This window comes from Streptomyces tibetensis (assembly GCF_040647715.1).
GTDB classification, from domain to species: domain Bacteria; phylum Actinomycetota; class Actinomycetes; order Streptomycetales; family Streptomycetaceae; genus Streptomyces; species Streptomyces tibetensis_A.
Window position 1 is genome coordinate 171,184 of record NZ_JBEZCR010000003.1, and the last position, 22,923, is coordinate 194,106.

Annotated in this window: 25 protein-coding genes and 1 riboswitch; of the genes, 15 read left to right on the plus strand and 10 right to left on the minus strand. The window is 71.0% G+C overall.

Annotation, left to right across the window (positions count from 1 at the left end; genetic code table 11):
• Positions 1-72: 72 nt before the first annotated feature.
• Complete coding sequence (locus AB0B29_RS09455; protein WP_362236177.1) at positions 73-1,017, minus strand: glucosyl-3-phosphoglycerate synthase; 945 nt, start codon at positions 1,015-1,017, stop codon at positions 73-75.
• Positions 1,018-1,197: 180 nt separating this feature from the next.
• Positions 1,198-1,354: riboswitch (SAM riboswitch) on the plus strand.
• Positions 1,355-1,372: 18 nt separating this feature from the next.
• On the opposite strand from AB0B29_RS09455, the gene thrC reads away from it, so the two are divergent.
• From thrC to AB0B29_RS09485, 6 genes are all read left to right on the plus strand, one after another.
• Complete coding sequence (gene thrC / locus AB0B29_RS09460) at positions 1,373-2,659, plus strand: threonine synthase (RefSeq protein ID WP_362236180.1); 1,287 nt, start codon at positions 1,373-1,375, stop codon at positions 2,657-2,659.
• A gap of 91 nt (positions 2,660-2,750) precedes the next feature.
• Positions 2,751-3,026: a MoaD/ThiS family protein gene (locus tag AB0B29_RS09465; protein ID WP_003991133.1), complete on the plus strand. Its 276-nt coding sequence runs from the start codon at positions 2,751-2,753 to the stop codon at positions 3,024-3,026.
• Between the two features lie 446 nt (positions 3,027-3,472).
• On the plus strand, positions 3,473-3,676 hold the full coding sequence (locus AB0B29_RS09470) for a cold-shock protein (RefSeq protein ID WP_010035953.1): 204 nt from the start codon (positions 3,473-3,475) through the stop codon (positions 3,674-3,676).
• Between the two features lie 335 nt (positions 3,677-4,011).
• The gene (groL, locus tag AB0B29_RS09475; RefSeq protein WP_053672570.1) at positions 4,012-5,634 is read left to right on the plus strand and encodes a chaperonin GroEL; all 1,623 of its coding nucleotides are present in this window, start codon (positions 4,012-4,014) and stop codon (positions 5,632-5,634) included.
• Between the two features lie 209 nt (positions 5,635-5,843).
• Positions 5,844-6,965, plus strand: a complete 1,122-nt coding sequence (locus AB0B29_RS09480; protein ID WP_362236184.1) for an NADH:flavin oxidoreductase — start codon at positions 5,844-5,846, stop codon at positions 6,963-6,965.
• Between the two features lie 92 nt (positions 6,966-7,057).
• Positions 7,058-8,617 carry a carboxylesterase/lipase family protein gene (locus AB0B29_RS09485; protein ID WP_362236187.1) on the plus strand — a complete coding sequence of 520 codons (1,560 nt, stop codon included), beginning with the start codon at positions 7,058-7,060 and terminating at the stop codon, positions 8,615-8,617.
• A gap of 1 nt (position 8,618) precedes the next feature.
• Here AB0B29_RS09485 and AB0B29_RS09490 read toward each other — a convergent pair whose 3' ends face one another.
• The 5 genes from AB0B29_RS09490 to AB0B29_RS09510 all read right to left on the minus strand — a co-directional run bounded on the left by AB0B29_RS09490 (position 8,619) and on the right by AB0B29_RS09510 (position 12,021).
• Positions 8,619-9,188, minus strand: a complete 570-nt coding sequence (locus AB0B29_RS09490; protein WP_362236189.1) for a hypothetical protein — start codon at positions 9,186-9,188, stop codon at positions 8,619-8,621.
• 14 nt (positions 9,189-9,202) lie between these two features.
• Positions 9,203-9,883: a Uma2 family endonuclease gene (locus AB0B29_RS09495; RefSeq protein WP_362236192.1), complete on the minus strand. Its 681-nt coding sequence runs from the start codon at positions 9,881-9,883 to the stop codon at positions 9,203-9,205.
• Positions 9,884-9,942: 59 nt separating this feature from the next.
• The gene (locus AB0B29_RS09500) at positions 9,943-10,752 is read right to left on the minus strand and encodes a hypothetical protein (RefSeq protein ID WP_362236195.1); all 810 of its coding nucleotides are present in this window, start codon (positions 10,750-10,752) and stop codon (positions 9,943-9,945) included.
• A 254-nt stretch (positions 10,753-11,006) separates the two neighbouring features.
• Complete coding sequence (locus AB0B29_RS09505; protein ID WP_362236198.1) at positions 11,007-11,198, minus strand: DUF397 domain-containing protein; 192 nt, start codon at positions 11,196-11,198, stop codon at positions 11,007-11,009.
• Positions 11,182-12,021, minus strand: coding sequence for a helix-turn-helix domain-containing protein (locus tag AB0B29_RS09510; protein ID WP_362236201.1), 840 nt, complete (start codon positions 12,019-12,021; stop codon positions 11,182-11,184). Before AB0B29_RS09510 ends, AB0B29_RS09505 begins: the two co-directional genes overlap by 17 nt.
• 114 nt (positions 12,022-12,135) lie before the next feature.
• Between AB0B29_RS09510 and AB0B29_RS09515 the strand changes: the two genes are divergently transcribed.
• The 5 genes from AB0B29_RS09515 (at position 12,136) to AB0B29_RS09535 (ending at position 16,670) form a co-directional block, all read left to right on the plus strand.
• A complete protein-coding gene (locus AB0B29_RS09515; protein ID WP_362237281.1) occupies positions 12,136-12,381 on the plus strand; it encodes a hypothetical protein in 246 nt (81 codons plus the stop codon).
• A 137-nt stretch (positions 12,382-12,518) separates the two neighbouring features.
• Positions 12,519-14,549, plus strand: coding sequence for a hypothetical protein (locus tag AB0B29_RS09520; RefSeq protein ID WP_362236204.1), 2,031 nt, complete (start codon positions 12,519-12,521; stop codon positions 14,547-14,549).
• A 94-nt stretch (positions 14,550-14,643) separates the two neighbouring features.
• Entirely contained in the window at positions 14,644-15,285 is a 642-nt protein-coding gene (locus AB0B29_RS09525) for a hypothetical protein (protein WP_362236207.1), read from the plus strand.
• 52 nt (positions 15,286-15,337) lie between these two features.
• Entirely contained in the window at positions 15,338-15,877 is a 540-nt protein-coding gene (locus AB0B29_RS09530; protein ID WP_362236209.1) for a VOC family protein, read from the plus strand.
• Entirely contained in the window at positions 15,867-16,670 is an 804-nt protein-coding gene (locus AB0B29_RS09535) for a MerR family transcriptional regulator (RefSeq protein WP_362236212.1), read from the plus strand. The genes AB0B29_RS09530 and AB0B29_RS09535 overlap by 11 nt, the downstream gene beginning before the upstream one ends.
• Before the next feature lie 165 nt (positions 16,671-16,835).
• Here the strand turns inward: AB0B29_RS09535 and murQ are convergent, their stop codons facing one another.
• Complete coding sequence (murQ, locus tag AB0B29_RS09540; RefSeq protein WP_362236215.1) at positions 16,836-17,768, minus strand: N-acetylmuramic acid 6-phosphate etherase; 933 nt, start codon at positions 17,766-17,768, stop codon at positions 16,836-16,838.
• A gap of 46 nt (positions 17,769-17,814) precedes the next feature.
• The gene (locus AB0B29_RS09545) at positions 17,815-18,750 is read right to left on the minus strand and encodes a MurR/RpiR family transcriptional regulator (protein WP_362236218.1); all 936 of its coding nucleotides are present in this window, start codon (positions 18,748-18,750) and stop codon (positions 17,815-17,817) included.
• A gap of 55 nt (positions 18,751-18,805) precedes the next feature.
• Between AB0B29_RS09545 and AB0B29_RS09550 the strand changes: the two genes are divergently transcribed.
• Both AB0B29_RS09550 and AB0B29_RS09555 read left to right on the plus strand, forming a co-directional pair.
• Positions 18,806-19,189 (plus strand): hypothetical protein, encoded by a 384-nt coding sequence (locus AB0B29_RS09550; RefSeq protein WP_362236221.1) that lies wholly within the window; start codon positions 18,806-18,808, stop codon positions 19,187-19,189.
• Positions 19,190-19,196: 7 nt separating this feature from the next.
• Entirely contained in the window at positions 19,197-19,484 is a 288-nt protein-coding gene (locus tag AB0B29_RS09555; RefSeq protein ID WP_362236224.1) for a DUF4031 domain-containing protein, read from the plus strand.
• A gap of 1 nt (position 19,485) precedes the next feature.
• Here AB0B29_RS09555 and AB0B29_RS09560 read toward each other — a convergent pair whose 3' ends face one another.
• Positions 19,486-20,589, minus strand: a complete 1,104-nt coding sequence (locus AB0B29_RS09560) for a GNAT family N-acetyltransferase (protein WP_436845813.1) — start codon at positions 20,587-20,589, stop codon at positions 19,486-19,488.
• A 9-nt stretch (positions 20,590-20,598) separates the two neighbouring features.
• Positions 20,599-21,261 (minus strand): HD domain-containing protein, encoded by a 663-nt coding sequence (locus AB0B29_RS09565; protein WP_362236227.1) that lies wholly within the window; start codon positions 21,259-21,261, stop codon positions 20,599-20,601.
• A 46-nt stretch (positions 21,262-21,307) separates the two neighbouring features.
• Here AB0B29_RS09565 and AB0B29_RS09570 point away from each other — a divergent pair, with 46 nt between their 5' ends.
• Both AB0B29_RS09570 and AB0B29_RS09575 read left to right on the plus strand, forming a co-directional pair.
• Positions 21,308-21,988 carry a maleylpyruvate isomerase family mycothiol-dependent enzyme gene (locus AB0B29_RS09570; RefSeq protein ID WP_362236231.1) on the plus strand — a complete coding sequence of 227 codons (681 nt, stop codon included), beginning with the start codon at positions 21,308-21,310 and terminating at the stop codon, positions 21,986-21,988.
• Positions 21,989-22,102: 114 nt separating this feature from the next.
• Entirely contained in the window at positions 22,103-22,795 is a 693-nt protein-coding gene (locus AB0B29_RS09575) for a copper homeostasis protein CutC (RefSeq protein ID WP_362236233.1), read from the plus strand.
• Positions 22,796-22,923: the final 128 nt, after the last annotated feature.

Below are 22,923 nucleotides of genomic sequence, written 5' to 3' on the forward strand. Positions count from 1 at the left end.
AAGCCTCAACCTAGCCCGGCCCCCGAACGCTCAAACGTGCGGATCTGCCGCGACCGGCCGAAAACGGCCCGGTCAGGCCGCTCTCCGCGCCTGGTACTCGGCGATCTCCACCATCGGCGGACGCTCCTCGGTGTCCACGGAGTACGTCCGCGGCTCGAAGCCGTCCGCCCCCCGCTCGAACTGCGTCAGGGACGGCCGGATCAGGTGCCCGCGCGCCAGCCGCAGCTGGGCCGTGCGGTAGATCGCGGCGGCCATCCGGCCCAGCGCCTGCCCGTCCTGGTGCCGGTGCTTGCGCACCCCCACGTCCACCTGGGCGAGGGCGTCCAGGCCCACCAGGTGCAGGGCGTCCACCAGCATGCCGAGCTCCACGCCGTAGCCGACCGGGAACGGCAGCTGCTCCAGCAGCGAGCGGCGGGCCGCGTACTCGCCGCCGAGCGGCTGCACGAAGCCGGCCAGCTGCGGCCAGTGCATGTTGAGCAGCGGGCGGGCCATCAGCTCGGTGACCCGGCCGCCCTGCCCCGCAGCGCCCGCGAGGGGACGGTCGTACATGGCCTTCACCAGGTCCACGTCCGGGTCCGTGAGCAGCGGGCCCACGATCCCCGAGACGAAGTCGGACGAGAAGTCCCTCAGGTCCGCGTCGACGAAGCAGACGATGTCCCCGCGGGTGGCGAGCAGCGAGCGCCACAGCACCTCGCCCTTGCCGGGCACGGCGGGCAGGCGCGGGAGTATGACGTCCCGGTGCACCACCCGCGCGCCCGCGGCGGCGGCCACCTCGGACGTGCGGTCGGTCGACCCCGAGTCCACGACGACCAGCTCGTCGACCAGCGGGACCTGCCGCATCAGGTCGTGGCGGATGACGGCGGCGATGTCGCCGACCGTCGCCTCCTCGTTCAGCGCGGGCAGCACGACACTGACCGTCTGGCCCGTGCGCTGCTTGGCGGCGAGGATCTGGTGGAGCGGGCGATCGTTCGCGGACCAGGAACGGGTGCTCAGCCAGCGCTCGACTTCTTCCAGCACCGTGGCGGCTCCTCTGCGTACTCTCGGCGGGACGGACCGCCCGCCGCGACAGCGGCTGACGGATACGGTCATCTCGCGGTTCGGACGACTATCTCAACTGTCCTGGTCGTCGGTTACAGTCTTGAACAACGCGGATGACCATCGCATGTCCGGGGTCACCCGCCGCCTACAACCACATACAGCTCATCCAGAGGGGCAGAGGGAAACGGCCCGATGAAGCCCCGGCAACCCTCCAGTCGGTACTCGTAGGTCACTGTCGACCACACACGCGAGGCTCCCGGCTCGGGAAGGTGCCAAATCCGTCTCACGGCGAGATGCGTCGTGAGGAAGATGAGGAGAAAGGGCCTCGCCTCACATGGCTGCGCAGACTGTTGCAAGCACCACTGAATCCACCGTAGACCTCGGCCCCGCCGCCGCGCTCAGCTGCCGCGAGTGCGGCCACCGCGTACCCCTCGGCCCGGTCTTCGCGTGCGAGGAGTGTTTCGGCCCGCTGGAGATCGCCTACGACTTCTCGGCCTACGACACCGAAGAGCTCCGCAAGCGCATCGAAGCGGGCCCCGCGAACATCTGGCGCTACGCCCCGCTACTGCCGGTCCCGGCCGACGTGGCGGACAAGCCGAACATCAACCCGGGCTGGACGGCGCTGGTCAAGGCCGACAACCTCGCGCGCGAGCTGGGTGTCGACGCCGGCAAGCTCTTCGTGAAGGACGACTCCGGCAACCCGACGCACTCCTTCAAGGACCGCGTCGTCGCCCAGGCCCTGGAGGCCGCCCGCGCCTTCGGCTTCACCACGCTGTCCTGCTCCTCCACCGGCAACCTCGCCGGTGCGGTGGGTGCCGCCGCGGCCCGCGCCGGCTTCCGCTCCTGCGTGTTCATCCCGCACGACCTGGAGCAGGGCAAGGTCGTCATGGCCGCGATCTACGGCGGCGAGCTCGTCGGCATCGAGGGCAACTACGACGACGTGAACCGCTTCTGCTCCGAGCTGATCGGCGACCCGGCCGGTGAGGGCTGGGGCTTCGTCAACGTCAACCTGCGGCCGTACTACGCGGAGGGTTCCAAGACCCTGGCGTACGAGATCTGCGAGCAGCTCGGCTGGCAGCTGCCCGACCAGCTCGTGGTGCCGATCGCCTCCGGCTCGCAGCTCACGAAGATCGACAAGGGTCTGCAGGAGCTGATCAAGCTCGGGCTCGTCGAGGACAAGCCGTACAAGATCTTCGGCGCGCAGGCGCTCGGGTGCTCGCCGGTGTCGACCGCGTTCAAGGCGGGGCACGACGTGGTGCGGCCGCAGAAGCCGGACACCATCGCCAAGTCGCTGGCCATCGGCAACCCGGCGGACGGGCCGTACGTGCTGGACATCGCGCGGCGGACCGGTGGGGCCGTGGAGGACGTGACGGACGAGCAGGTCGTCGAGGCGATCAAGTTGCTCGCGCGGACCGAGGGTGTGTTCGCGGAGACCGCCGGTGGGGTGACGGTGGGCGTGACGAAGAAGCTGCTGGAGAACGGGCTGCTCGACCCGTCGAAGTCGATCGTCGTGCTGAACACGGGTGACGGTCTGAAGACGCTGGACGCGGTGGCCGGGACCGGGCTCACCGCGACGATCCGTCCCAACCTCGATTCGTTCCGCGAGGCTGGGCTCGTCTGATCGTTGTCGCCTGCGGGCCGGCGGGGGCTGGTCGCGCAGTACCCCGCGCCCCTAGAAGCAGGTCTGCTACCCAACCGGAGGTTTTGAAGTCATGAGCGTCACCGTTCGGATCCCCACCATCCTGCGTACCTACACCGGTGGGCAGGCCGAGGTCGCCGCCGAGGGCGCGAACCTCGGTGAGGTCATCGCCGATCTGGAGAAGAACCACACCGGGATCGCCGCCCGGGTGCTGGACGACCAGGGCAAGCTGCGGCGGTTCGTCAACGTCTACGTCAACGACGACGACGTTCGGTTCGAGCAGGGTCTGGAGACGGCGACGCCGGACGGCGCCGGTGTGTCGATCATTCCCGCCGTCGCGGGTGGCTGAACCGGTCGACCGGCCTGTTTGTTACCTTCGGTAACGATGGTCACTGAGAGTTTATCGAATTGCCCCCTCCGTGAGAGAAGCGGAGGGGGCAATTCTGTGTGGTTGAGCGGGGTACAGTTGGGGAACGCGGTCCCGATTCCCTGATCGGAACCCTGTTTTCCCGCTTCGAGCCCGACAAGATGTAGCCAAAGTGTGCATGTCTTTTGAGGCTTTTGTTCCCTTTGTGGAGCCCGACTTGCCCTGAATTCGGGCGAATTCTCCCCACATTCCGGACCCTGCGCGTCCAGATTTCTCGTCCGATTGACCTGTTGCAGACGGCAGTTGGACAGATACATTCAGCCGCGGTCGACGCGTTCCGGCGCACGCCCCCAACCGTGGGGGGTGAGGTCTGACCCGGGTCCGCGAAGTGTGGATCTGTGCAAGGGCCAGTAATAGGGGAGTTAGGCATGGCTCAGGGCACCGTCAAGTGGTTCAACGCGGAGAAGGGGTACGGCTTCATCGCGGTCGACGGTGGTGCGGATGTTTTCGTCCACTACAGCGCGATCCAGATGGACGGCTACCGCACCCTTGAAGAGGGCCAGCGGGTCGAGTTCGAGATCTCGCAGGGTCAGAAGGGACCGCAGGCCGACATGGTTCGCGTCTCTGCCTGAACGCGCACCACGACCAACGCTCAAGCGACCGGTCTTCTCAGAAGGGCCCGTACCCCCCGGGGTGCGGGCCCTTCGGCCTGCTCGAAGCGGGTGCCGGGGGGTGTTCGCCGGGGGCTGACGCCACCGCCCGATCCCCGGGAGGCGCTTGCACTCGCCATGCCCGAGTGCTAATCATTGCGTTAGCACTCTGAAGGTGAGAGTGACAACGTAAGGACCGGGTCGGTGAGGCCCGCAGGCCAAGTGGGGGAAGGAACCCACGAGGCGAGCGAGCCGTCCGTCGCGGGCGCGGGCGCGGTCCGAAGTAATCACCCCCAGTCCTGGAGGGACCACTTCACATGGCCAAGATCATCGCGTTCGACGAGGAGGCGCGGCGCGGCCTCGAGCGCGGCATGAACCAGCTCGCGGACGCCGTCAAGGTGACGCTCGGCCCCAAGGGCCGCAACGTCGTCCTCGAGAAGAAGTGGGGCGCGCCCACGATCACCAACGATGGTGTCTCCATCGCCAAGGAGATCGAGCTCGAGGACCCGTACGAGAAGATCGGCGCCGAGCTGGTCAAGGAAGTCGCCAAGAAGACGGACGACGTCGCCGGTGACGGTACGACCACCGCGACCGTTCTCGCCCAGGCCCTGGTCAAGGAGGGTCTGCGCAACGTAGCCGCCGGCGCCAACCCGATGGCCCTCAAGCGCGGTATCGAGCGTGCCGTCGAGGCCGTCTCCGCCGCCCTGCTGGAGCAGGCGAAGGACGTCGAGACCAAGGAGCAGATCGCCTCCACGGCCTCCATCTCCGCCGCCGACACCCAGATCGGCGAGCTCATCGCCGAGGCCATGGACAAGGTCGGCAAGGAAGGCGTCATCACCGTCGAGGAGTCCCAGACCTTCGGTCTGGAGCTGGAGCTCACCGAGGGTATGCGCTTCGACAAGGGCTACATCTCGGCGTACTTCGCCACCGACATGGAGCGTATGGAGGCCGTCCTCGACGACCCGTACATCCTGATCGCCAACTCGAAGATCAGCAACGTCAAGGACCTGCTGCCGCTCCTCGAGAAGGTCATGCAGTCCGGCAAGCCGCTGCTGATCATCGCCGAGGACGTCGAGGGCGAGGCCCTGTCGACCCTGGTCGTCAACAAGATCCGCGGCACCTTCAAGTCCGTCGCCGTCAAGGCCCCGGGCTTCGGCGACCGCCGCAAGGCGATGCTGCAGGACATCGGCATCCTCACCGGCGGCGAGGTGATCTCCGAGGAGGTCGGCCTCAAGCTGGAGAACGCCACGCTCGACCTGCTGGGCAAGGCCCGCAAGGTCGTCATCACCAAGGACGAGACCACCATCGTCGACGGTGCCGGCTCGGCCGACCAGGTCCAGGGCCGGGTCAACCAGATCCGCGCCGAGATCGAGAACAGCGACTCGGACTACGACCGCGAGAAGCTGCAGGAGCGCCTGGCGAAGCTCGCCGGCGGTGTCGCGGTCATCAAGGCCGGTGCCGCCACCGAGGTGGAGCTCAAGGAGCGCAAGCACCGCATCGAGGACGCCGTGCGCAACGCCAAGGCGGCCGTCGAGGAGGGCATCGTCGCCGGTGGTGGCGTGGCCCTGCTGCAGGCCTCCCAGGTCTTCGAGAAGCTGGAGCTCGACGGTGACGAGGCGACCGGCGCCAACGCCGTGAAGCTCGCGCTGGAGGCCCCGCTGAAGCAGATCGCCGTCAACGGTGGTCTCGAGGGCGGCGTCGTCGTGGAGAAGGTCCGCAACCTCACCGTCGGCCACGGCCTGAACGCCGCGACCGGTGAGTACGTCGACATGATCGCCGAGGGCATCATCGACCCGGCGAAGGTGACCCGCTCTGCCCTGCAGAACGCCGCCTCCATCGCCGCGCTGTTCCTCACCACCGAGGCCGTCATCGCCGACAAGCCGGAGAAGGCCGCCGCGCCCGCCGGCGGCGGCATGCCGGGCGGTGACATGGACTTCTGATCGACCCCCTGGGGATATCCCGGGTTGATCGACGTCCTTACCGAGGGCGGCACCCCCTGTTCCGGCAGGGGGTGCCGCCCTCGGGCGTGTGCGGGATCACAAGGGGGCCGGGATGGCGGGGCCGGGCCGGGTGGTTGAACACTAGGTCCTATGCGTGTGCACATACTGACCGGTATGCGTGCACTGTCCGGTATCCGAAGGAGCCCCCCGTGACCGCGTCCGCTTCCCGCGCCGCCGAAATCCTGTCCCGGCCCGTAACGCTGGGCGGCCTGACCGTTCCGAACCGGATCGCGATGGCGCCGATGACCCGCATGTTCTCCCCGGGCGGCGTGCCCGGCGAGGACGTCGTGTCGTACTACGCGCGCCGCGCCGCCGCCGGAGTCGGCCTGATCGTCACCGAGGGCACCTACGTCGGCCACGAGTCGGCCGGGCAGAGCGACAGCGTGCCGCGCTTCCACGGCGACGAGCAGCTCGCGGGCTGGGCGAAGGTCGCCGAGGCGGTGCACGCCGCGGGCGGCACGATCGTGCCGCAGCTGTGGCACATCGGCATGGTCCGCAACCAGGGCGAGCCCCCGTTCGCCGACGCCCCGGCCGTCGGCCCCTCCGGCCTGCGCATCGGCGCCGACGAGCCCACCGGCAAGGCCATGACCCAGGCCGACATCGACGCCGTGATCGGCGCGTTCGCCGAGGCCGCGGCCGCCGCCGAGCGCATCGGCTTCGACGGTGTCGAACTGCACGGTGCCCACGGCTACCTGCTCGACCAGTTCCTCTGGGAGGGCACCAACCGCCGCACCGACGCCTACGGCGGCGACCGGGTCGCCCGCGCCAAGCTCTCGGAGGAGATCGTCGCGGCCGTCCGTGAGACCGTCTCCGCCGACTTCCCCGTCATCTTCCGCTTCTCCCAGTGGAAGCAGGAGGCCTACCGCGCCCGCCTCGCCGAGACGCCCGAGGAGCTGGAGTCCATCCTGGCGCCGCTGGCCGCCGCCGGTGTCGACGCCTTCCACGCCTCCACCCGCCGCTACTGGGTCCCCGAGTTCGAGGACTCGGACCTGAACCTGGCCGGCTGGACCAAGAAGCTCACCGGCAAGCCCACCATCACCGTCGGCTCGGTCGGCCTGGACGGTACCGACTTCCTCAAGTCCTTCCAGGGCGAGAGCGCCCAGGTCGGCGACCTCGACAACCTCCTCGACCGCTTCGAGCGGGACGAGTTCGACATGGTCGCCGTCGGCCGTGCCCTGCTCCAGGACCCCGAGTGGGCCCGCAAGGTGCTCGACGGCCGCTTCGAGGAGCTGGCCCCCTACAGCCCGGCGGCGCTGAAGACCCTCAGCTGACCCGCCTCCGAACGGGGTGCCTGGATCTGCGTCCGGTCGGTCAAGGAGACTGACCGGACGCTTGTTCACCGGCACCTCGTGAGGAGACCCCAGTGACGACGACCGACTCCCGCCCCTCGGCGGGCGGACCCTCCGAACAGCCCGGCCCGGTGGTGCGCACCACCGCCGGCTCGGTACGCGGACGGAGGGAGGAAGACCTCGCCGTCTTCCGCGGCATCCCCTTCGCCGCGCCCCCGGTCGGCGAGGCCCGTTTCCAGGCACCGCGCCCCGCCGAGAGCTGGGACGGCATACGCGACGCGTACGCCTTCGGTCCGCCGCCCCCGCAGGACCTCGGCAGCATGGGCGGCCCGGGCCTGATCGCCGTGCCGCAGGGCGACGACTGGCTCACGGTCAACGTCTGGACCCCCGAGCCCGACCCGGCGGCCCACCGCCCGGTCATGGTGTGGATCTACGGCGGCGCCTACAAGCTCGGCCATGCCGGCAGCCCCGGCTACGACGCCCGCCGCATCGCGGCCGACGGCGACCTCGTCGTCGTGTCCCTCAACTACCGCGTCGGCATGGAGGGCTTCGCCCACATCGAGGGAGCCCCCGCCAACCGGGGCCTGCTCGACCAGGTCGCCGCGCTGGAGTGGGTGCGGGACAACATCGAGTCCTTCGGCGGCGACCCCGACCAGGTCACGGTCTTCGGCGAATCGGCCGGCGCCGGTTCGGTCGCCTCGCTGCTGGCCATGCCGCGTGCGGCCGGGCTGTTCCGCCGGGCGATCGCGCAGAGCGTGCCGGGGACGTTCTTCTCCGACGCCCTGGCCCGCGACATCGGCACGGCCCTCGCCGCGGAGCTGGGCCTGCGCCCCACGGTCGCCGACCTGTCGACGATCGCCCCGCGCAAGCTGACCTCGGCGGGCGAGACGCTCGGCCCGAAGATGCCCCAGCACATCGACCGCTGGGGCCAGGCGGCACCCACGGTCACACCGTTCTCGCCGGTGGTCGACGGCGAGGTACTGCCGACGAGCCCGTGGCAGGCCCTGAGGTCGGGCTCCGCGAAGGACATCGAGCTGCTCGTCGGCCACAACCGTGACGAATACCGCCTGTTCAGCGCCATGGCCGGGCGGCTCGGGCAGATCCCGGACGAGCGGGCGACTTCGGCCCTGCGCCTGTTCGCCCCCGGCCCTGACGGCGAACAGGCCTACCGCGCGGCCTTCCCCGACGCCTCCCCGTCCGAGCTGTACGAACGCGTGCAGACGGACTGGCTGTTCAGCATGCCCTCCCTGCACCTGGCCGAGGCGCAGCGCGCGGGCGGCGGACGCGCCCACGTCTACGAACTGACCTGGCCGGCCCCGGGCAACGGCGGCGCGCTCGGCGCCTGCCACGCCCTGGACATTCCGCTGCTGTTCGGCACGTACGGGGCGGACCTGGGGCTGCTGCTGTTCGCGGGCGCGGAGCCGTCCGCCGAGGCCCTTGCGCTGTCGTCCCGTTTCCGCGCGTCCTGGACGGCTTTCGCGCGCTCGGGCGACCCGGGCTGGCCGATGTACGACGACGAGCGGCGGCTGGTGCAGGTGCTGGACGCGGAGCCGGAGGTGCGGGCGTACCCGGAGGAGGCGTCGCGGCGGCTGTGGGAGGGGTACGAGTTCAGCCCGCTGCCCCTGCTGGGATGACCTACAGGTTGCCCATGGGCTCGATGTCGGTCCGCATCGGCGTCCCCCACACCCGCAGCACCTCGTAGTCGGTGAACTCGTGCACCAGCCGGTACGCCATGGCGGCGCGGGGAGCCTTGCGCTGGGCGTTGATGAACAGCTCCGCCTCGCGTCGGTCCCGGCGCGGGGTGCCGCACAGCTGCCACGCCTGGCCGTTCCACAGCTCCGCGAGCCAGCGCTGCTGGGGCTGGGGACGGTCGCCGCGGACGCCGTAACGGGACGGTGAGGGTTCGGCGGGCTGCTGCTGGGGGGCGGGGCCGTTGAACTCCGCCCGGCGGGCCGCCCTGCGCCGCGTCTCGCACAGCAGGCACAGGTCGGGGGCGGCCTCGTCGACGGGGCCGTTCGGGTGCTCGGGGCAGCGGGTAGTGGGCGCGGCCGTCGTGACGCTGTCCTCCAGCAGGTCCAGCGCCCGCTTCAGATCGGCCCTGACCTCGTGCAGTTTGCCGTCCGGGGTGTCGGAGGTGAGGGCGTCCCCGTGCTCGCCGAGGAGGCGTAGGGCGCGGCCTAGGGCGGTGAGCTGGGCGTGGTTCATGGTGCCCATTGTCCTCAGTCGGCGTAGTTCTTGAGTTTCTCGGTGTCCAGGGTGATGTTCACGGGGGTGGGGAGCTCGACGGTGGCGCCCCAGGGGTGCCGGGAGATCTGCTGGTATCGGCCGTCCTTCGGTTCGCTGTGGACGGTGAGTGTGTTGTTGTCGCGGTCGATGAGGAGGTAGACGGGGATGTCGGCCGCCGCGTAGCCGAGGGGCTTGTCGATGCGGTCGCGCTGGTCGGTGTCGCGGTCGTGGGAGGTGATCTCCACGGCCATGAGGGAGCCGTCGGGGTTCGACCACTCGCCATCGCCTCGGAAGTGGTCCACTGGCACCAGAGTTCCGTCCGTGCGCGCGCGGCCCTTGCGGTAGGCCTCGGCCTTGACACCGGACTCGGGCACGAGATCCAGGTCAGGCCGGTGCTGCATGCACTGGCGCAGCAGCCACATGAAGATCGAGCGGTGGTTGCCGTCCGGCACAGCTTTGACCTCTACCTTTCCGTTGATGTACTCAAGCCGCACCGTCTCGGGCGCTACCGCGGCAAGCTCCTCGAACTCGTCGACGTCGAGCGGGCCGTGCCGGATGCACAGTCGTCCGCCCAGGAACTCCAGCCTGTTCCGGATCTCCCTCGGAGCCCTGCTCACGAGTTCGTCGAAGTCCTCGACATCCATCTGCGGGCGGTCGGTCGTGTCTCGGGTCATGGCTTCGCCTCCTTCCCTCCATCGTGCCCCGGGCTGGTGGCGCCGGACCGTAGGAGCCGTCATGTGTGTGCCCTCTCTTGTCGTCGTTTGGACATCGCAGCGCGGATCTGGGCCGCGTGGTCGTGAACCGTGGGGGCGGACAGGGGTGCGGGGGGTTGCGCGGGGGCGCGTTCGCCCCGGCAGGCGTTGCAACGGCCTCCTGGCAGGGTTTCCGGGCGGCCCGGGGCGCCGCAGTTCGCGCACTCCAAGATCCGTAGGGATGGGCGTGGAGGGGGTGGGGGTGGAAGTTTGCTGGTCAGGCGGTTTCGGATGAGGGCTGCGGCGTGGTGGACGGGTGTCGGCAGGCCGGCTGTGAGCGCACGCAGAACGTCGTCCTCCGTGGCGCCCCGCTCGAACCAGTCCGTCACCAGTGGGGCGAGCGTCGCGCAGTCCGCCTCGGAGAGGGACAGGGCGGGTGCGGTGCGGCCGAGGGCGGCCAGGAGGATGTGGGCGCGGGAGCGGGTGGGGGGTGCTGGCTGCGGCCGTGGTGCGTCGCCTCGGGTGAACGCCGTCCACCAGTCGTCATCCCGGGCAGTACGGGACCACCACGATCGGGTGATCCAGCGGGAGCTGCCGTCGCCGGCCGTCACACACTCCCGGCCGCGGCGCAGGTGGCCTGCCTGTTGGATGCGGTTGAGGGCCGTGCCCAGGGCGCACTGTCCGTAGGGCAGTTGCTTGGCCAGTGTCTTCACGGAGATGTCCGCGCCGTCGGGGAGCCGGTCCAGGTAGGCGGCGATGGCGGCTTCGCGGGGTGGGAGGTGGGCGAAGTCGTGGTTCGTGCGCGGTGCTTGGTCGCAGGCGGTGCGTTTGCCGTAGCCCGGTCCTGCCATGGGGTGCGCGGACGGGGCGGCAGCACTAAAGTTGGCATCAGCCATGGGATCGAACTTGTCCTTCGATCTAAGTGGTCAAGCCCCCGCAGGTGTTGGTAGCACCGGGCGGGGGCTGTTGCGTATGCAGGCACGTTAGAGGCCTGTCACTGTCCGTGGCAAGCCGAACGCGTCAAGTCAACACGCGGGGTGGGAGGGTGGGTTGAGGCCCTCCACCCATTCCTTGAAAAGAGGGCTCGAAGCCCGGGTCCCGAAGCTCAGGCCGTCTCGTCCTTGAGGTTCTCGACGAAAGCGGACCAGGCGGTGGCCCGGAACACGAGCTTCGGGCCGTGGGGGGTCTTGGAGTCGCGTACGGGGATGACATCGGGGGTTGCCCGGGTGACTTCCAGGCAGTTGTCGCCGCTGCCGCCGCTGTAGCTGGACTTGTACCACTCAGGCGTGTTCCTCATGGTCGTAATCCTGCGTCATCGCTTCGAGCAGGGCTAGAGACTTCTCCGGCGAGACTGCGGAGGCTGCGAGGAACTCGTAGGAGAAGCGGTACTCCGCGACGGTGGCGGGGTCGTCATCCAGCCGCCCGGTGCCGACGCCTTCCAGGTACGCCAGCGGAGGCGCGTCGTCGAAGTCCATCAGCTTGACGCACCCCTGCATGGCCGGGTGCGCCCCCGCGTCGAACGGCAGCACCTGCACGATGGACCGGCTGCGGCGGGCCAGGTCGGTGATGTGTCGCAGCGCTTCGGCCATGACATCCGGCCCACCTGTCACCCGGCGCAACGCCGACTCGTCAATCACAGCCCACAACAAAGGCTTTGTTGGATCGTCGAGGATGCGGGTCCGCTCCATGCGGGCGGCCACCCTCTTCTCGATCTCCTCTTCCGGTGCAGTCGGTTGATATGCGCGGCACACCGCTCGGGCGTAGGCGGGTGTCTGGAGCAGGCCGGGAATCAGCATCGACGCGAACTCCCTGATGGCCACAGCCCGGCTCTCCGCCTCCGCCGCCTCCGCGAAGTGCTCGGGATACTTCGACTTCGCCGCCGCCCCGCAGTTCCGCTGGAAGAAGTCCCCCGTCCCCAACTCCTCGTCCAGCAAACGGGCGTACTCCGCCTGCAACCTCCGCGTCCCCGCCTCCAGCTGCCCGATGAACGACCCGCTCACGAACAGCCGCTGGCCCAGTTCCTCCTGGCTCAGGCCGGCCTTCTCGCGGGCGTGGCGCAGTTCCGCGCCCAGGAGGGCCCTGGGGGAGGAGGACGGGTCGAGGTCCCTGGAACCGGGCATGGGCAACTCCCTGTCGAACAGATCGGGTTGTTGGACCGCCGTATATGGCCAGGTTAGGGATGCGTCGGACACGCTGTGTGGTGAATCACCAACTCAGCGTGGAGGTAGGGGAAAGTGCGCTCGACCGAAGAGATCGTGGAGTCGTTGCGGGACGCGCTCGCCGGAGTCGGGGTCGTGTTGCCGTCGCTGGGGGTCGATCCCGTGACCGGGGCGAGTAACGAGCCGTTCGCGCTGGTCGATCTGGGCCCGTGCAACGTACGGACGGCCGAGCACCTCACCGACGTACTGCGCTCGCTGCCCGTGCGGGAGACGCTGCGGGCCCGTGTGCGGCAGGTCAACCGGGAGCCGAAATCGCGGTGACGTAATGGTGACAGTCAGGTGTACAACCATTCGACCGCCAATGCCGTCGAACAGGCGTATCGCGCATACACACCGGCGTACGCCCCACCGCACGCCACTCCGGAAATAGACGTCCTTTCCCAGAGAAAGCACTACTCATGACGTTCCGTTGGCTGTGTGGTGTCCTGCGTGTGCGCGGGAAGACCGACCTTCTGCTCGTGTTCCTGTTCGCCGCCGGATTCGCCGCACTGCCCGTCTTCGCGTTGCTCCCGTCGCTGTGGGGCTTCGCTGCCGCCTCGGCCGTGACGTACGCCGCGGACGAGGTGCTGCACACGCGCTCGCCCGCGTTCGTGCGGCGGCTGGCCGCGCTGCAGCTGACCCGCACGCTGCGGTTCGCCGTCAGGACGGTGATGCTGCTGGCCTTGGCCGAGCGCATGGACGCGCCGGACGCGGTGCTGGTCGCCGCGCTGGCCGTGCTCAGCGCCCATTTCACCCTGGTGGTGCTGTACACGGCGGTGCATCACGCCATCCGGCGGCGGCGCACGCTGCCGGTCGTGGTGCGCAACCTCGACATGAGCGGGGCGGGCATCCCTCAGTCCCCGCCCGCTCTTCTCTACCGGCGGTTCCTGCGCAAGCTGCTGCATCTGGACCTGCCCGCCCACGCGGGGCTCCTCGTCGCGCTCGCGGCGGGGGCCTGGGAGCCCGCGGGCGTCGGTTTCGCACTCACCGCGGGGCTCGCGGCCGCAGCCGTGGTGGCGCTGCTGGGGCAGTTGCGCCGGGCTCGCCGGATGCCCTCGGGCGACGAGGTGATCGCGGAGGTCAACCGCCAACTCGCCGGGTACCGGCCGGAGGTGGCGCTGTACTTCAGCTTCGCGTCCGTGTCCCGGGACTTCATGTACCAGGTCAACATGTGGATCGAGACGCTGGAGCAGCTCGACCGGCGGCCGTTGATCATCCTGCGGGAGCGGGCCTCGTTCCGTTACCTCGGCCGTACGTCGATCCCGGTGGTGTGCGTGCCGAAGGCCGACGACGTGGCGCAGCTGGAGCTGCCCGAGCTGCGGGTGGTGCTCTACCCGGGCAACGCGGGCAAGAACGTGCACATGCTGCGCGTCGCCGAGGCCAAGCACGTGTTCATCGGGCACGGCGACAGCGACAAGCTCGCCAGCAGTAACCGGGTCAGCAAGGTGTACGACGAGATCTGGGTGGCCGGACGGGCCGGGCGCGACCGCTACCAGCGGGTGCGGCACGCGATCAGCGACTCGGCGATCGTCGAGGTGGGCCGCCCGCAGCTGTCGTCGATCCGGCTGCACGCCGACCATGTGCCGGGTCCGCTTCCGACCGTGCTGTACGCGCCGACCTGGGAGGGCTGGAGCGACGACGACTGCCACACGTCGCTGATCCCGATGGGCGTGCCGCTGATCGAGAAGCTGCTCGCCGAGAACGTACGGGTCCTCTACAAGCCGCACCCCCTCACCGGTAAGCGCTCGCGTGCGGCGGCCGAGGCGGACCGGGCCATCCGGGAGCTGCTGCGCGCCGACAACGAGCGGCGCGACGGCCGGGAGGCCGAGGACGCGATGGCCGTCGCCCGGCCGCGGCTCGCCGAGATCCAGACCCGGCTCGGCGAACTGTCGGGGCGGCTCACCGGCGACGACGCGCAGCAGACGCGCGAGGCACGGGTGGCCGGCCTGGAGGGGGAGGCGGAGTGGCACGAGCTGCGTGCCGCGTGGCACCGCGTGTTCTGGGAGAGCCGGGGGCCGGTCGCGCACCAGGTGATCACGCGGCAACTGCCCACGCTGTACGAGTGCTTCGACCAGGCCGACATCCTCATCAGTGATGTGTCGTCCGTGGTCGCGGACTTCGTGGCGAGCCTCAAGCCGTACGTGCTGACCAACGCGAACGACCTGCCCGACGAGGAATTCCGGGCCGCCTACACGACCGCCGGGGGCGCCTATCTCCTCGACCGGGACTGTGCCCGGCTGCCGGAGATCCTCGACTCGGTGCGCGGGCCGCGACACGACCCGATGGCACCCGAGCGCCGGATCCTCAAGGAGTACGTCCTGGGCCCGGACCGTCCCACGTCGATGGAGCGGTTCAACGCGGCGGTCAACGCCCTGGCGGAGAAGTCCGTGACGGAGCAGGACGAGCGCTGTGAGGGGAGGCAGCCGCTGGTCGCCGGGCTTACGGCCTGACCGGCGCCGATCCTGTTCCGGTGCGCCGATGCGCGGGCCGCTCGGATATCGTTGCGGGCGCCAACGAACGTTCGAGCGGCAGGGGATCGGGACCATGAGCGCGTCCGGGACGGCGGTGGCGGCCGACGGCGCCGGAGGGGCGGGGACTTCGCTGTCCGCCCCGTCCGGCGGAGGCAAAGCGGTCAGCTCCGTGCTGTGGGCCGTGCTGGTGCCCGCTCTGCTGCTGCTCGGTGCCGTGCTCGGGCAGTGGATGACCTGGGCCGGAGTCGTCGTCGGCCTGGCGGTCATCGCGGTCGCCGCCTGCGTCGTCGGCGGCTCCTGGCACCGGGCCGGGGCGGCGACGCTCGTCTCCTTCGGCGGCTTCGCGCTGATGCTGTTCGCAGGGCCCGCCGCGTACGAGGCGTACATGAACACCGTCGGAGAGCCCGTCGACGCCGTGGTGACCCAGGTGGTCGACCGGGACCAGCGGCGCGGGCCGGACATGTCCTGCACGGTCCGGGAGCTCGGCGGGAAGCAGACGACGTACGAGGTGTCCCAGCAGGAGAACTGCTTCGGCCAGGCCCGCCCCGGTGACCGCGTCGAGATCCGCAAGGACCCCCTCGGGCTGCTCGACCCCCGGCTGCCCGACAGCCCCGACCAGCGGAACACCACGGAGATCACCCTCGCGATCACCGCCGCACTGACGCTGCTCGTCGCCGGGGGCACCCTCTACGGCGGCCTGCGCCGACGGGGCTGACCCCACCGACCGGCTTGACCCTCACGCCGCGTGAGGCCGGAGGGTGGGGTGCATGAGCGACTACTACAACGCGTTCGAGATGAGCCCCGTGCCGCCTCCCGGCCCGGACGCCGTCGCACCCGAGCCGTTCCGCGGCATCTACGGCATGCCCGCGTTCTTGACGATCCCCACGAGCGACCTGACGGCCTCGACGGACTTCTGGGTTCGCGGGCTCGGGTTCTTCGAACTGTTCGGCATTCCGGGCACGTTGGTGCACCTGCGTCGGTGGGCGTTCCAGGACGTCCTCCTCGTCGCGGCGGAGAGCGTTCCGGACCAGGCGCCGGCGATGAGCGTCAGCTTCGCTTGCGTGCTCGGCGAGGTCGAAGCCCTCGCCGAGTCCTGTCGTGCGCTGCGGCCGGACTCGGTCGACGGCCCACGGGACACTCCCTGGACCACCCGCGACGTCGAGGTGATCACGCCCGAGAACGCACGCATCGTGTTCACCGCGGCCAAGCCGTTCGACCCGGACAGTCAGGAGGCGAAGAATCTTGCAGCAGTCGGCATCACCCCACCGGACATCGGTGGCGGCGACAATGGGGCGTATGCCCGATGACCCCGACGCCGATGGCCTGACCGTCGGCCAGGTCTCGACGCGGCTGTGCGTGACGGTGCGTGCGCTGCACCACTGGGACGAGATCGGTCTGGCGCGACCGTCCCTGCGTACTGCCGCCGGGTACCGGCTCTACACCACCGGTGACCTGCAACGCCTGCACCGCATCGTCGTCTACCGGGAGATCGGTCTCGGCCTGGACAAGATCGGGACCCTCCTGGACGACGCGACCGCGGACGTGCCCGGCGCGCTGCGCGCACAGCGGGCCCAGGTCACCGAACGGATCGAGCGCCTGCAGCAGCTCGGCGCCGGACTGGACCGGATGATCGAAGCCCACGAGCGAGGTCTGCTGCTGACCGCCGAGCAGCAGGCCGCGATCTTCGGCCCCGAGTGGAACGAGGACTGGCCCGCCCAGGCCCGCCGGCGCTACGGGCACACCACGCAGTGGCAGCAGTACGCCGAACGCTCGGCCTCCCGGACCCCGGAGGAGTGGCAGGCCGTCACCGACGCGGTGGCCGCCCTCGACCGGGCCCTCGGGGAGGCGATGGACGCCGGTGTCACCGCGGGCAGCCCGGAGGCGCAGCGGCTCGTCGAGCGGCACCGCGAGGTGTTCGCCTCGTACTTCCCCCTCACCCGCCCGATGCAGGTCTGCCTCTGGCGCATGTACGAGGACGATCCGGGCTTCACCGCCCACTACGACGGCGTCCGCCCGGGCCTCGCCGCGTGGTTCCGCCGGATCGTCGACGCCGACGCCCGGGCCCACGGCATCGACCCGGACACCGCGACCTGGCAGTGAAGCACGCTCCCTCAGGGCAGCGCGGCCGCGTCTGGTCCCCGGTGCCCGCCTGGTCCTGATCGAAGGCATGGGCCACACCCTGCCCTCGGCACTGGACGACCGCCTCGCCGAGGAGATCCTGCGCCACACGGGGCAGGCATCACCCGTGACCGCCTGACCGCCGGTCTAAGGGCGAGCCTCCAGCGCCGCCCTCAAGTGCCCGTCGGACTCCTCCAGCAGGCGGGCCGCCGTCGGGCCGTCCACGTCGGCCAGGATGCTGAGGATGGCGTTCTTCACCTCGCCGTCGGTGGCGGACAGGGCGCGGTCGATCTCGTCGTCCGCGGCGCCGGTGGCGAGGGCGACGATGCGGTGGGAGCGGGCGCGGAGTTTGTCGTTGGAGGCGCGGACGTCGACCATCAGGTTCCCGTAGGTCTTGCCCAGCCGGATCATCGTGATGGTCGAGATCATGTTGAGGACGAGCTTCTGCGCCGTGCCGGACTTCAGGCGGGTGGAGCCGGTGAGCAGTTCGGGGCCCACCACGACCTCGATGCCGTGCTCGGCCGCCGCCGCGAGCGGGCTGCCGGGGTTGCAGGCGAGGCCGACGGTGAGGGAGCCGCGGGCGCGGGCGTGCTCCACCGCGCCGATGGCGTACGGGGTGCGGCCCGAGGCGGAGATGCCGACCACCGTGTCGTCCGGTGTCAGGGCGAGGGCGTCCAGGTCCGCCCGGGCCAGTTCCCGCGAGTCCTCCGCGCCCTCGACGGAGGTGATCACGGCGTCCGGGCCGCCCGCGATCAGGCCGACGACCCGGGAGGGGTCGGTGTTGAACGTGGGCGGGCACTCGGAGGCGTCCAGAATCCCCAGCCGGCCGGCCGTGCCCGCGCCCGCGTAGACCAGGCGGCCGCCCCGGGCCATCCGCTGCGCGACGGCGTCGATCGCGGCGGCGATCTGCGGCAGCCGTGCCCCGACCGCCCCGGCCACCGTGGCGTCCTCGCCGTTCATCAGCCGGGCGATGTCGAGGGTGGGCAGCCGGTCGATGTCCGCGAGCTCCGGCCGGAAGGCCTCGGTGGTCAGGGACTCCAACTCGGTCCTGAGATCACGGGGGTGGGAGGTGGAGGTCATGGACGGCTCTTTCCGTGTCTTTCCGGTGCTGGGCGGGGCGGCTGCCTCAGGAACGATGCCGGTGGGCCAGCGCCTCGTACGACGCCGACAGCGCCGGCGCCGCCTTCTCGTACGTCCGCTGCGCCACCCCCACGAACAGGCAGTCCACCACGAGGAGCTGACCGGTCCGGGACGACATGGCCGCCGGGCGCAGCTCGCTCTCCCGTGCGGTGGACGTGGTGAGGACGTGGTCGGCGTACTGCGTGACCGGACCGTCGGGGCGGCCGGTGACCGCCACCGTCGTCGCTCCGCGCTCGAAGGCCACCCGCAGCGGCTCTATGACGTCTCCCGTCGACCCGGAGTGCGTGATGGCGATCGCTACGTCGCCCGCGCGCAGTTGCACGGCGTTGGTGACGGCCAGGTGCGGATCGCTGTGGGCGTGCGCGAGCATCCCTATGCGCAGCAGCTTCTGTGTGAGGTCCTGCGCGACCAGGCCGGACGCCCCGACCCCGTAGACGTCGGTACGGCGGGCCGTGGTCAGTGCGGTGACGGCCGCGGCCAGTTGGACGGTGTCGAGGCCGGCGGCCGTGTCGGCGAGGGTCTGCTGCTCGTCGTAGGCGAGCTTGGCGACCACGTCGGCGATCGGGTCGTCCACCGCGATGTCCGTCGTGATGGCCGGGGCGCGGCCCGACTGCTGCTGGGCGGCGAGGCCGGCGAGGGCCAGGCGCAGGTCCCGGTAACCCGGATAGCCCAGCAGGCGGGCGGTGCGTACGACGGTGGCCTCGCTGGTGCCGGTGAGTTCCGCGAGGCCGGTGACCGTGAGGGCCGCGCAGCCGGCCGGGTCGCCCGCGACGGCCTCGGCGACGCGCTGCATGGACCGCGTCATCGACGGCCCCAGCGTGCGGACCTTGGCCGCGAGGGCGGCCGGGGCGGGCGGGGCGGCGCTCGCGCCGGAGGAGCCGCCACGCTCACGGGCGAAAATTTCCTTCACGTCACGGGTCACGCTTGAAAGATATTTTCGGCGCGGCGTTCGGGTCAAGAGTGCGCACAATGGGTGCATGGAACCCATCAGCCCCCTGGAGCAGGCGCTGCACGCCGCGCGCGCCCTCGTGCTGGCCGATCTCGTCGCGGGACGCGTCGCCGACGCGGATGTCGTGTCGCTGGTCGAGGAGTCCGTCAAGCAGCGCCGATGGTGGGTCGAGCAGTGGCCCGAGGGCGCCCGGTACGTGGCGGGCCTGGTCGCGCAGGACGTCCAGGACGCGCTGCTGGAGCGGTACGGCCGCTGGCCGCTGTGCCCGGTGTGCGGCACCGGCGACCCGCACGCCCTCGACGTCGAACCGGAGTTGGGGCCCGACCCGCACTGGGTGTGCAGCGAGGCGGGCGTGAAGGTCGCCGCCGTGGGGTCGCTGGGCGAGGCCATCGGCGGGCCGGCGTCCTCGTGAGGTCCTGGTGACGATCTACATCGACCCGCCGACCTGGCCGGGCCATGGCCGCGTGTGGTCCCACCTCGTCAGCGACGTGTCCTACGACGAACTGCACACCTTCGCCGCCCGCCTCGGCATCCCGCGCCGGGCCTTCGAACGCGACCACTACGACATCCCCGAGCAGCGGTACGCCGACGTGGTGCGGGCCGGGGCCGTCGAGGTCAGCAGCCGCGAGGTGGTGCGGCTGCTGCACGCGGCGGGGCTGCGGCGGCCCAAGGGGCGCTGTCCCTCGCGGGGTTCGCGCAGCTCGTAGGTCAGCTGCGGCGGCCCAGGGAGCGCTGTCCCTCGCGGGGTTGGGCCAGCTCGTAGGTGAGCTGCTCGGGGTCCTCGGCGACCTGGACGAACCCGGCGCGCGAGAGCACGTTCTGCGAGGGCGCGTTGTCCCGCTCGACGTTCGCGACGACGGTCCGCACCTCGTCCCGGCCCAGCGCCCAGGCGGACAGCGCGCGCAGCGCCTCGGTGGCGTAGCCGTGGCCACGGGCGCCCTCGACCAGGTCGTAGCCGACCTCCACCCGACCCTCCTCGTCCGGGACGCTGTGGAATCCCATGGCGCCGATCGCGCGGCCGTCCTCACGCCGGACCAGCACGTAGGTGCCCCACTCCGGCCGGTGGACGCCGTCCTCGTACTGCTTGTACACCAGCCCGGTGCCGACCCGGGTGCCCTCCAGCGGGCCGCCCTCGATCCACTCGAAGCCGCCGTCGCCGACCGTGGACAGGTCGGCCGCGGCCGCCGGGGTGACACCCTCGAGGGTGAGCCGCTCGGTGCCGATCACCAGGTTGTTGTTCCAGCGCCACTGCGTGACCGGGGCGCGTCCGGCCAGTTCCCCGCGGCCGGTGGCCCACAGCAGGGTCGTCCACGGGGTGGGCCCCGGCTGGACGTGCGGGAAGATCCGGGTGAGCACGAAGTCGCACAGCTCGGGTGCCGGTTCGTACGGCACGCCCAGCCCCTCGGCGATGTCGTGCGTGTGCAGCAGCACCTCGGCCACGCCCATCGCGGCGAACCCCTCACGGTTCGCGCTGCGGAACGGGTACGGGTGGAAGGCCCGCACGTCACGCGGGGTGGTGCGGACCGCCGCGGCGAGCAGCGCGCCGGTCGTGCGGATCACCTGCACCGCGCCCGCGTTGTCGGTCCCCTCGTCCAGCGAGATCTCGAAGGGCGTGTACCCCTCGGGCTCCCGGCCGGCCAACTGTCCCGCGTAGGCGATGAGGTCGCTCGCGATGTGCACGGCCGTCCCCCGGCAGTCCCACTCCAGCCGCCCGGCCCGCACCCCTTCCCAGTCCCGGTCGGCGACCGTCCCCAACAGCCCCACGCACTCGGCGACGGCCTGCTCCACCTGTTCCGCACCCGTTGTCCACATGGGGGCAGGCTACGAGGGGTCGTGGGGCGGGGGCGACAGCATTTCCAGCTCGGCGGTGAGGTTGTAGCGGGCCGTGGCCTCCCACGCGGCGGTGCCGTGCGGTGTCCTGAACAGGCGGGGGAGGTCGAGCAGTTGGCGCAGGATCGCGGCGCGGCCCTCGCGGAAGGCGTCGCTGGGCACGAAGTGGTACTCCTCGCGGACGGCCGTGGTGTACGCGGCGTACGCCGACGGGGGCGAGGCGAGGATCGCGAGGTCGGCGTCGCACAGGACCTGGCCGTCGGGGTCGTCGTCGGCGGGGTCGTGGGTGACGGTGAGCCGGACCAGGCGGGCCACCTCGGCGGTCTTCGCCTCGGGCACGCCGGCCTCCACGAGGGCGCGTTCGGCGAGGCGGGCCGAGCGTTCCTCGTTCTCGGAGCGGTCGGGCAGGTAGACCGCGTCGTGGAACCAGGCGGCCAGCCGGACCACGTCCGGGTCGTGCGCGTACCGCTGGAGTTCGTCGACGCGGTCGAGGACCGCGGTGAGGTGCTCGGCCGTGTGGTAGCGGCGCTGGGGCTCCTGCCAGCGGGCCAGCAGGTTGTCGGCGTACGGCGCGGGGTCCGGGCCGGCGGCCGGGCCCCGGGCCGCTTCCAGGGCGCGGGCGAAGCGGGTGCGCAGGGAGTCGAGATCGGCCATGGGGGCATTCTCCCGCCGAGCGGGTGCGGGCACCTAGCGTGGGGGTATGACGACACCTGCTGATGTGTATGACGTACGGGACCCCGAGCAGCCCGGGCGGCTGCTCACGATCGAGCGTGACGCGCTGATCCCGCTGCTGCGGGGCCTGGCCGGGGAGGACTTCGAGCGGCCGGTCGCCGCGTGTCCGGGCTGGACGGTGCGGGACGTGCTGGCGCACTGCTCGGCCGCGCTGACCCGGGTGGCGGAGGGCAGGCTCGAGGAGGGTGTGTTCTCACCCGAGTCCAACGACCGGGACATCGCGGAGCGGGCCGACTGGAGCGACGCGCAGGTCGTCGACGAGCTGGAACGGGGCATGAGCCAGGCCGGGCCCGTGATCGCCCGGGCCGACGGGAAGCTGGACGGTCTCGCCCTGGGGGAGTGGGTGCACGCCGGGGACGTCCGCGAGGCCCTGGGCGAGCCGGGGGCGTACGGCGGGGCCGGGCTGCCGGACGCGCTCGCACTGCTCGCGCGGATCACCCGCGAGCGGGGGCACGTGCCGGTCCACGCCGACCTCGACGACCTGGACGAGCCGCTGCGGCTCGGCGAGAGCGGCGGGGAACGCCCCCCGGGCCGTTTCATCGGGGACGGACCGACACTCGTACGGCTGTACATGGGGCGGCCGGTCGACGGGGCGCCGGACTTCGAGCTGGCCGGGGTGGAGGCGAAGGAGCTGAACATCTTCGCGTGAGCGCGTCCCCGGGGGCATCGGAGGCGGCGCGGACGGGCAGCGTAGTCTTGATTGGACTAGACCTGTCAGTCAAGCCTGTCATCGAACGCCGACGCATGCCGACGAAGGGGCCACATGAGCAAGCGTGCAGTCCTGGAGGTGATCGCCCTCGGGGCCGAGGATGCGGTCGCCGCCCAGGCGGGAGGCGCGGACCGCCTCGAGCTGGTCACCGACATGGCGGCCGACGGGCTCAGCCCGTCGGCCGCCACCGTCGCCGGGATCCGGCGTGCGGTCGACATCTCCCTGCGGGTGATGATCCGTCTGGCGGACGGCTTCGCCGCGGGGGATGTGGAACGGCTGGTGCGGGTGGCCGGTGAGCTGCGGGAGGCCGGGGCGGAGGAGTTCGTGCTGGGCTTCCTCGACGGAGGGCGCACGGTCGATCTCGCCGCCGTGGAGCGGGTGGTGGCGGTTCTGGACGGCTGCCCCTGGACCTTCCACCGGGCCATCGACCGGGCCGCCGACCGGGACGCCCTGCGCAAGCAGCTGGACGGGATGCCGGGGCTGGACACGTACCTGACGGCCGGGTCGGCGGACGGGGTCGATGACGGGTTGCCCGTGCTGCTCACGGAGGCTGCCCGGCGGGGACAGCCGGGGTACGAGCAGCAGCTCCTGGTGGGAGGCGGGCTCCGGCTCGACCACGTGCCGACGCTGCTGAGGGCCGGGGTCGACGGCTTCCACATCGGCGGGGCGGCCCGGCCGGAGGGCTGGGAGGCACCGGTGTCGGCGGATGCCGTCGCACGGTGGCGGGCCGCCCTGGACACCGTCTGAACGCCGTCGGGTCCCACCCCCTGGGTGGCGGTGCCCCGCGTGCGGTGATGCTTCACAACACCTCGACGGGAGAGGGCGCTTCGCCGTCGCACGTCCCCGGATCGCCTCTGTGCGGGGAAGCAGGGGAG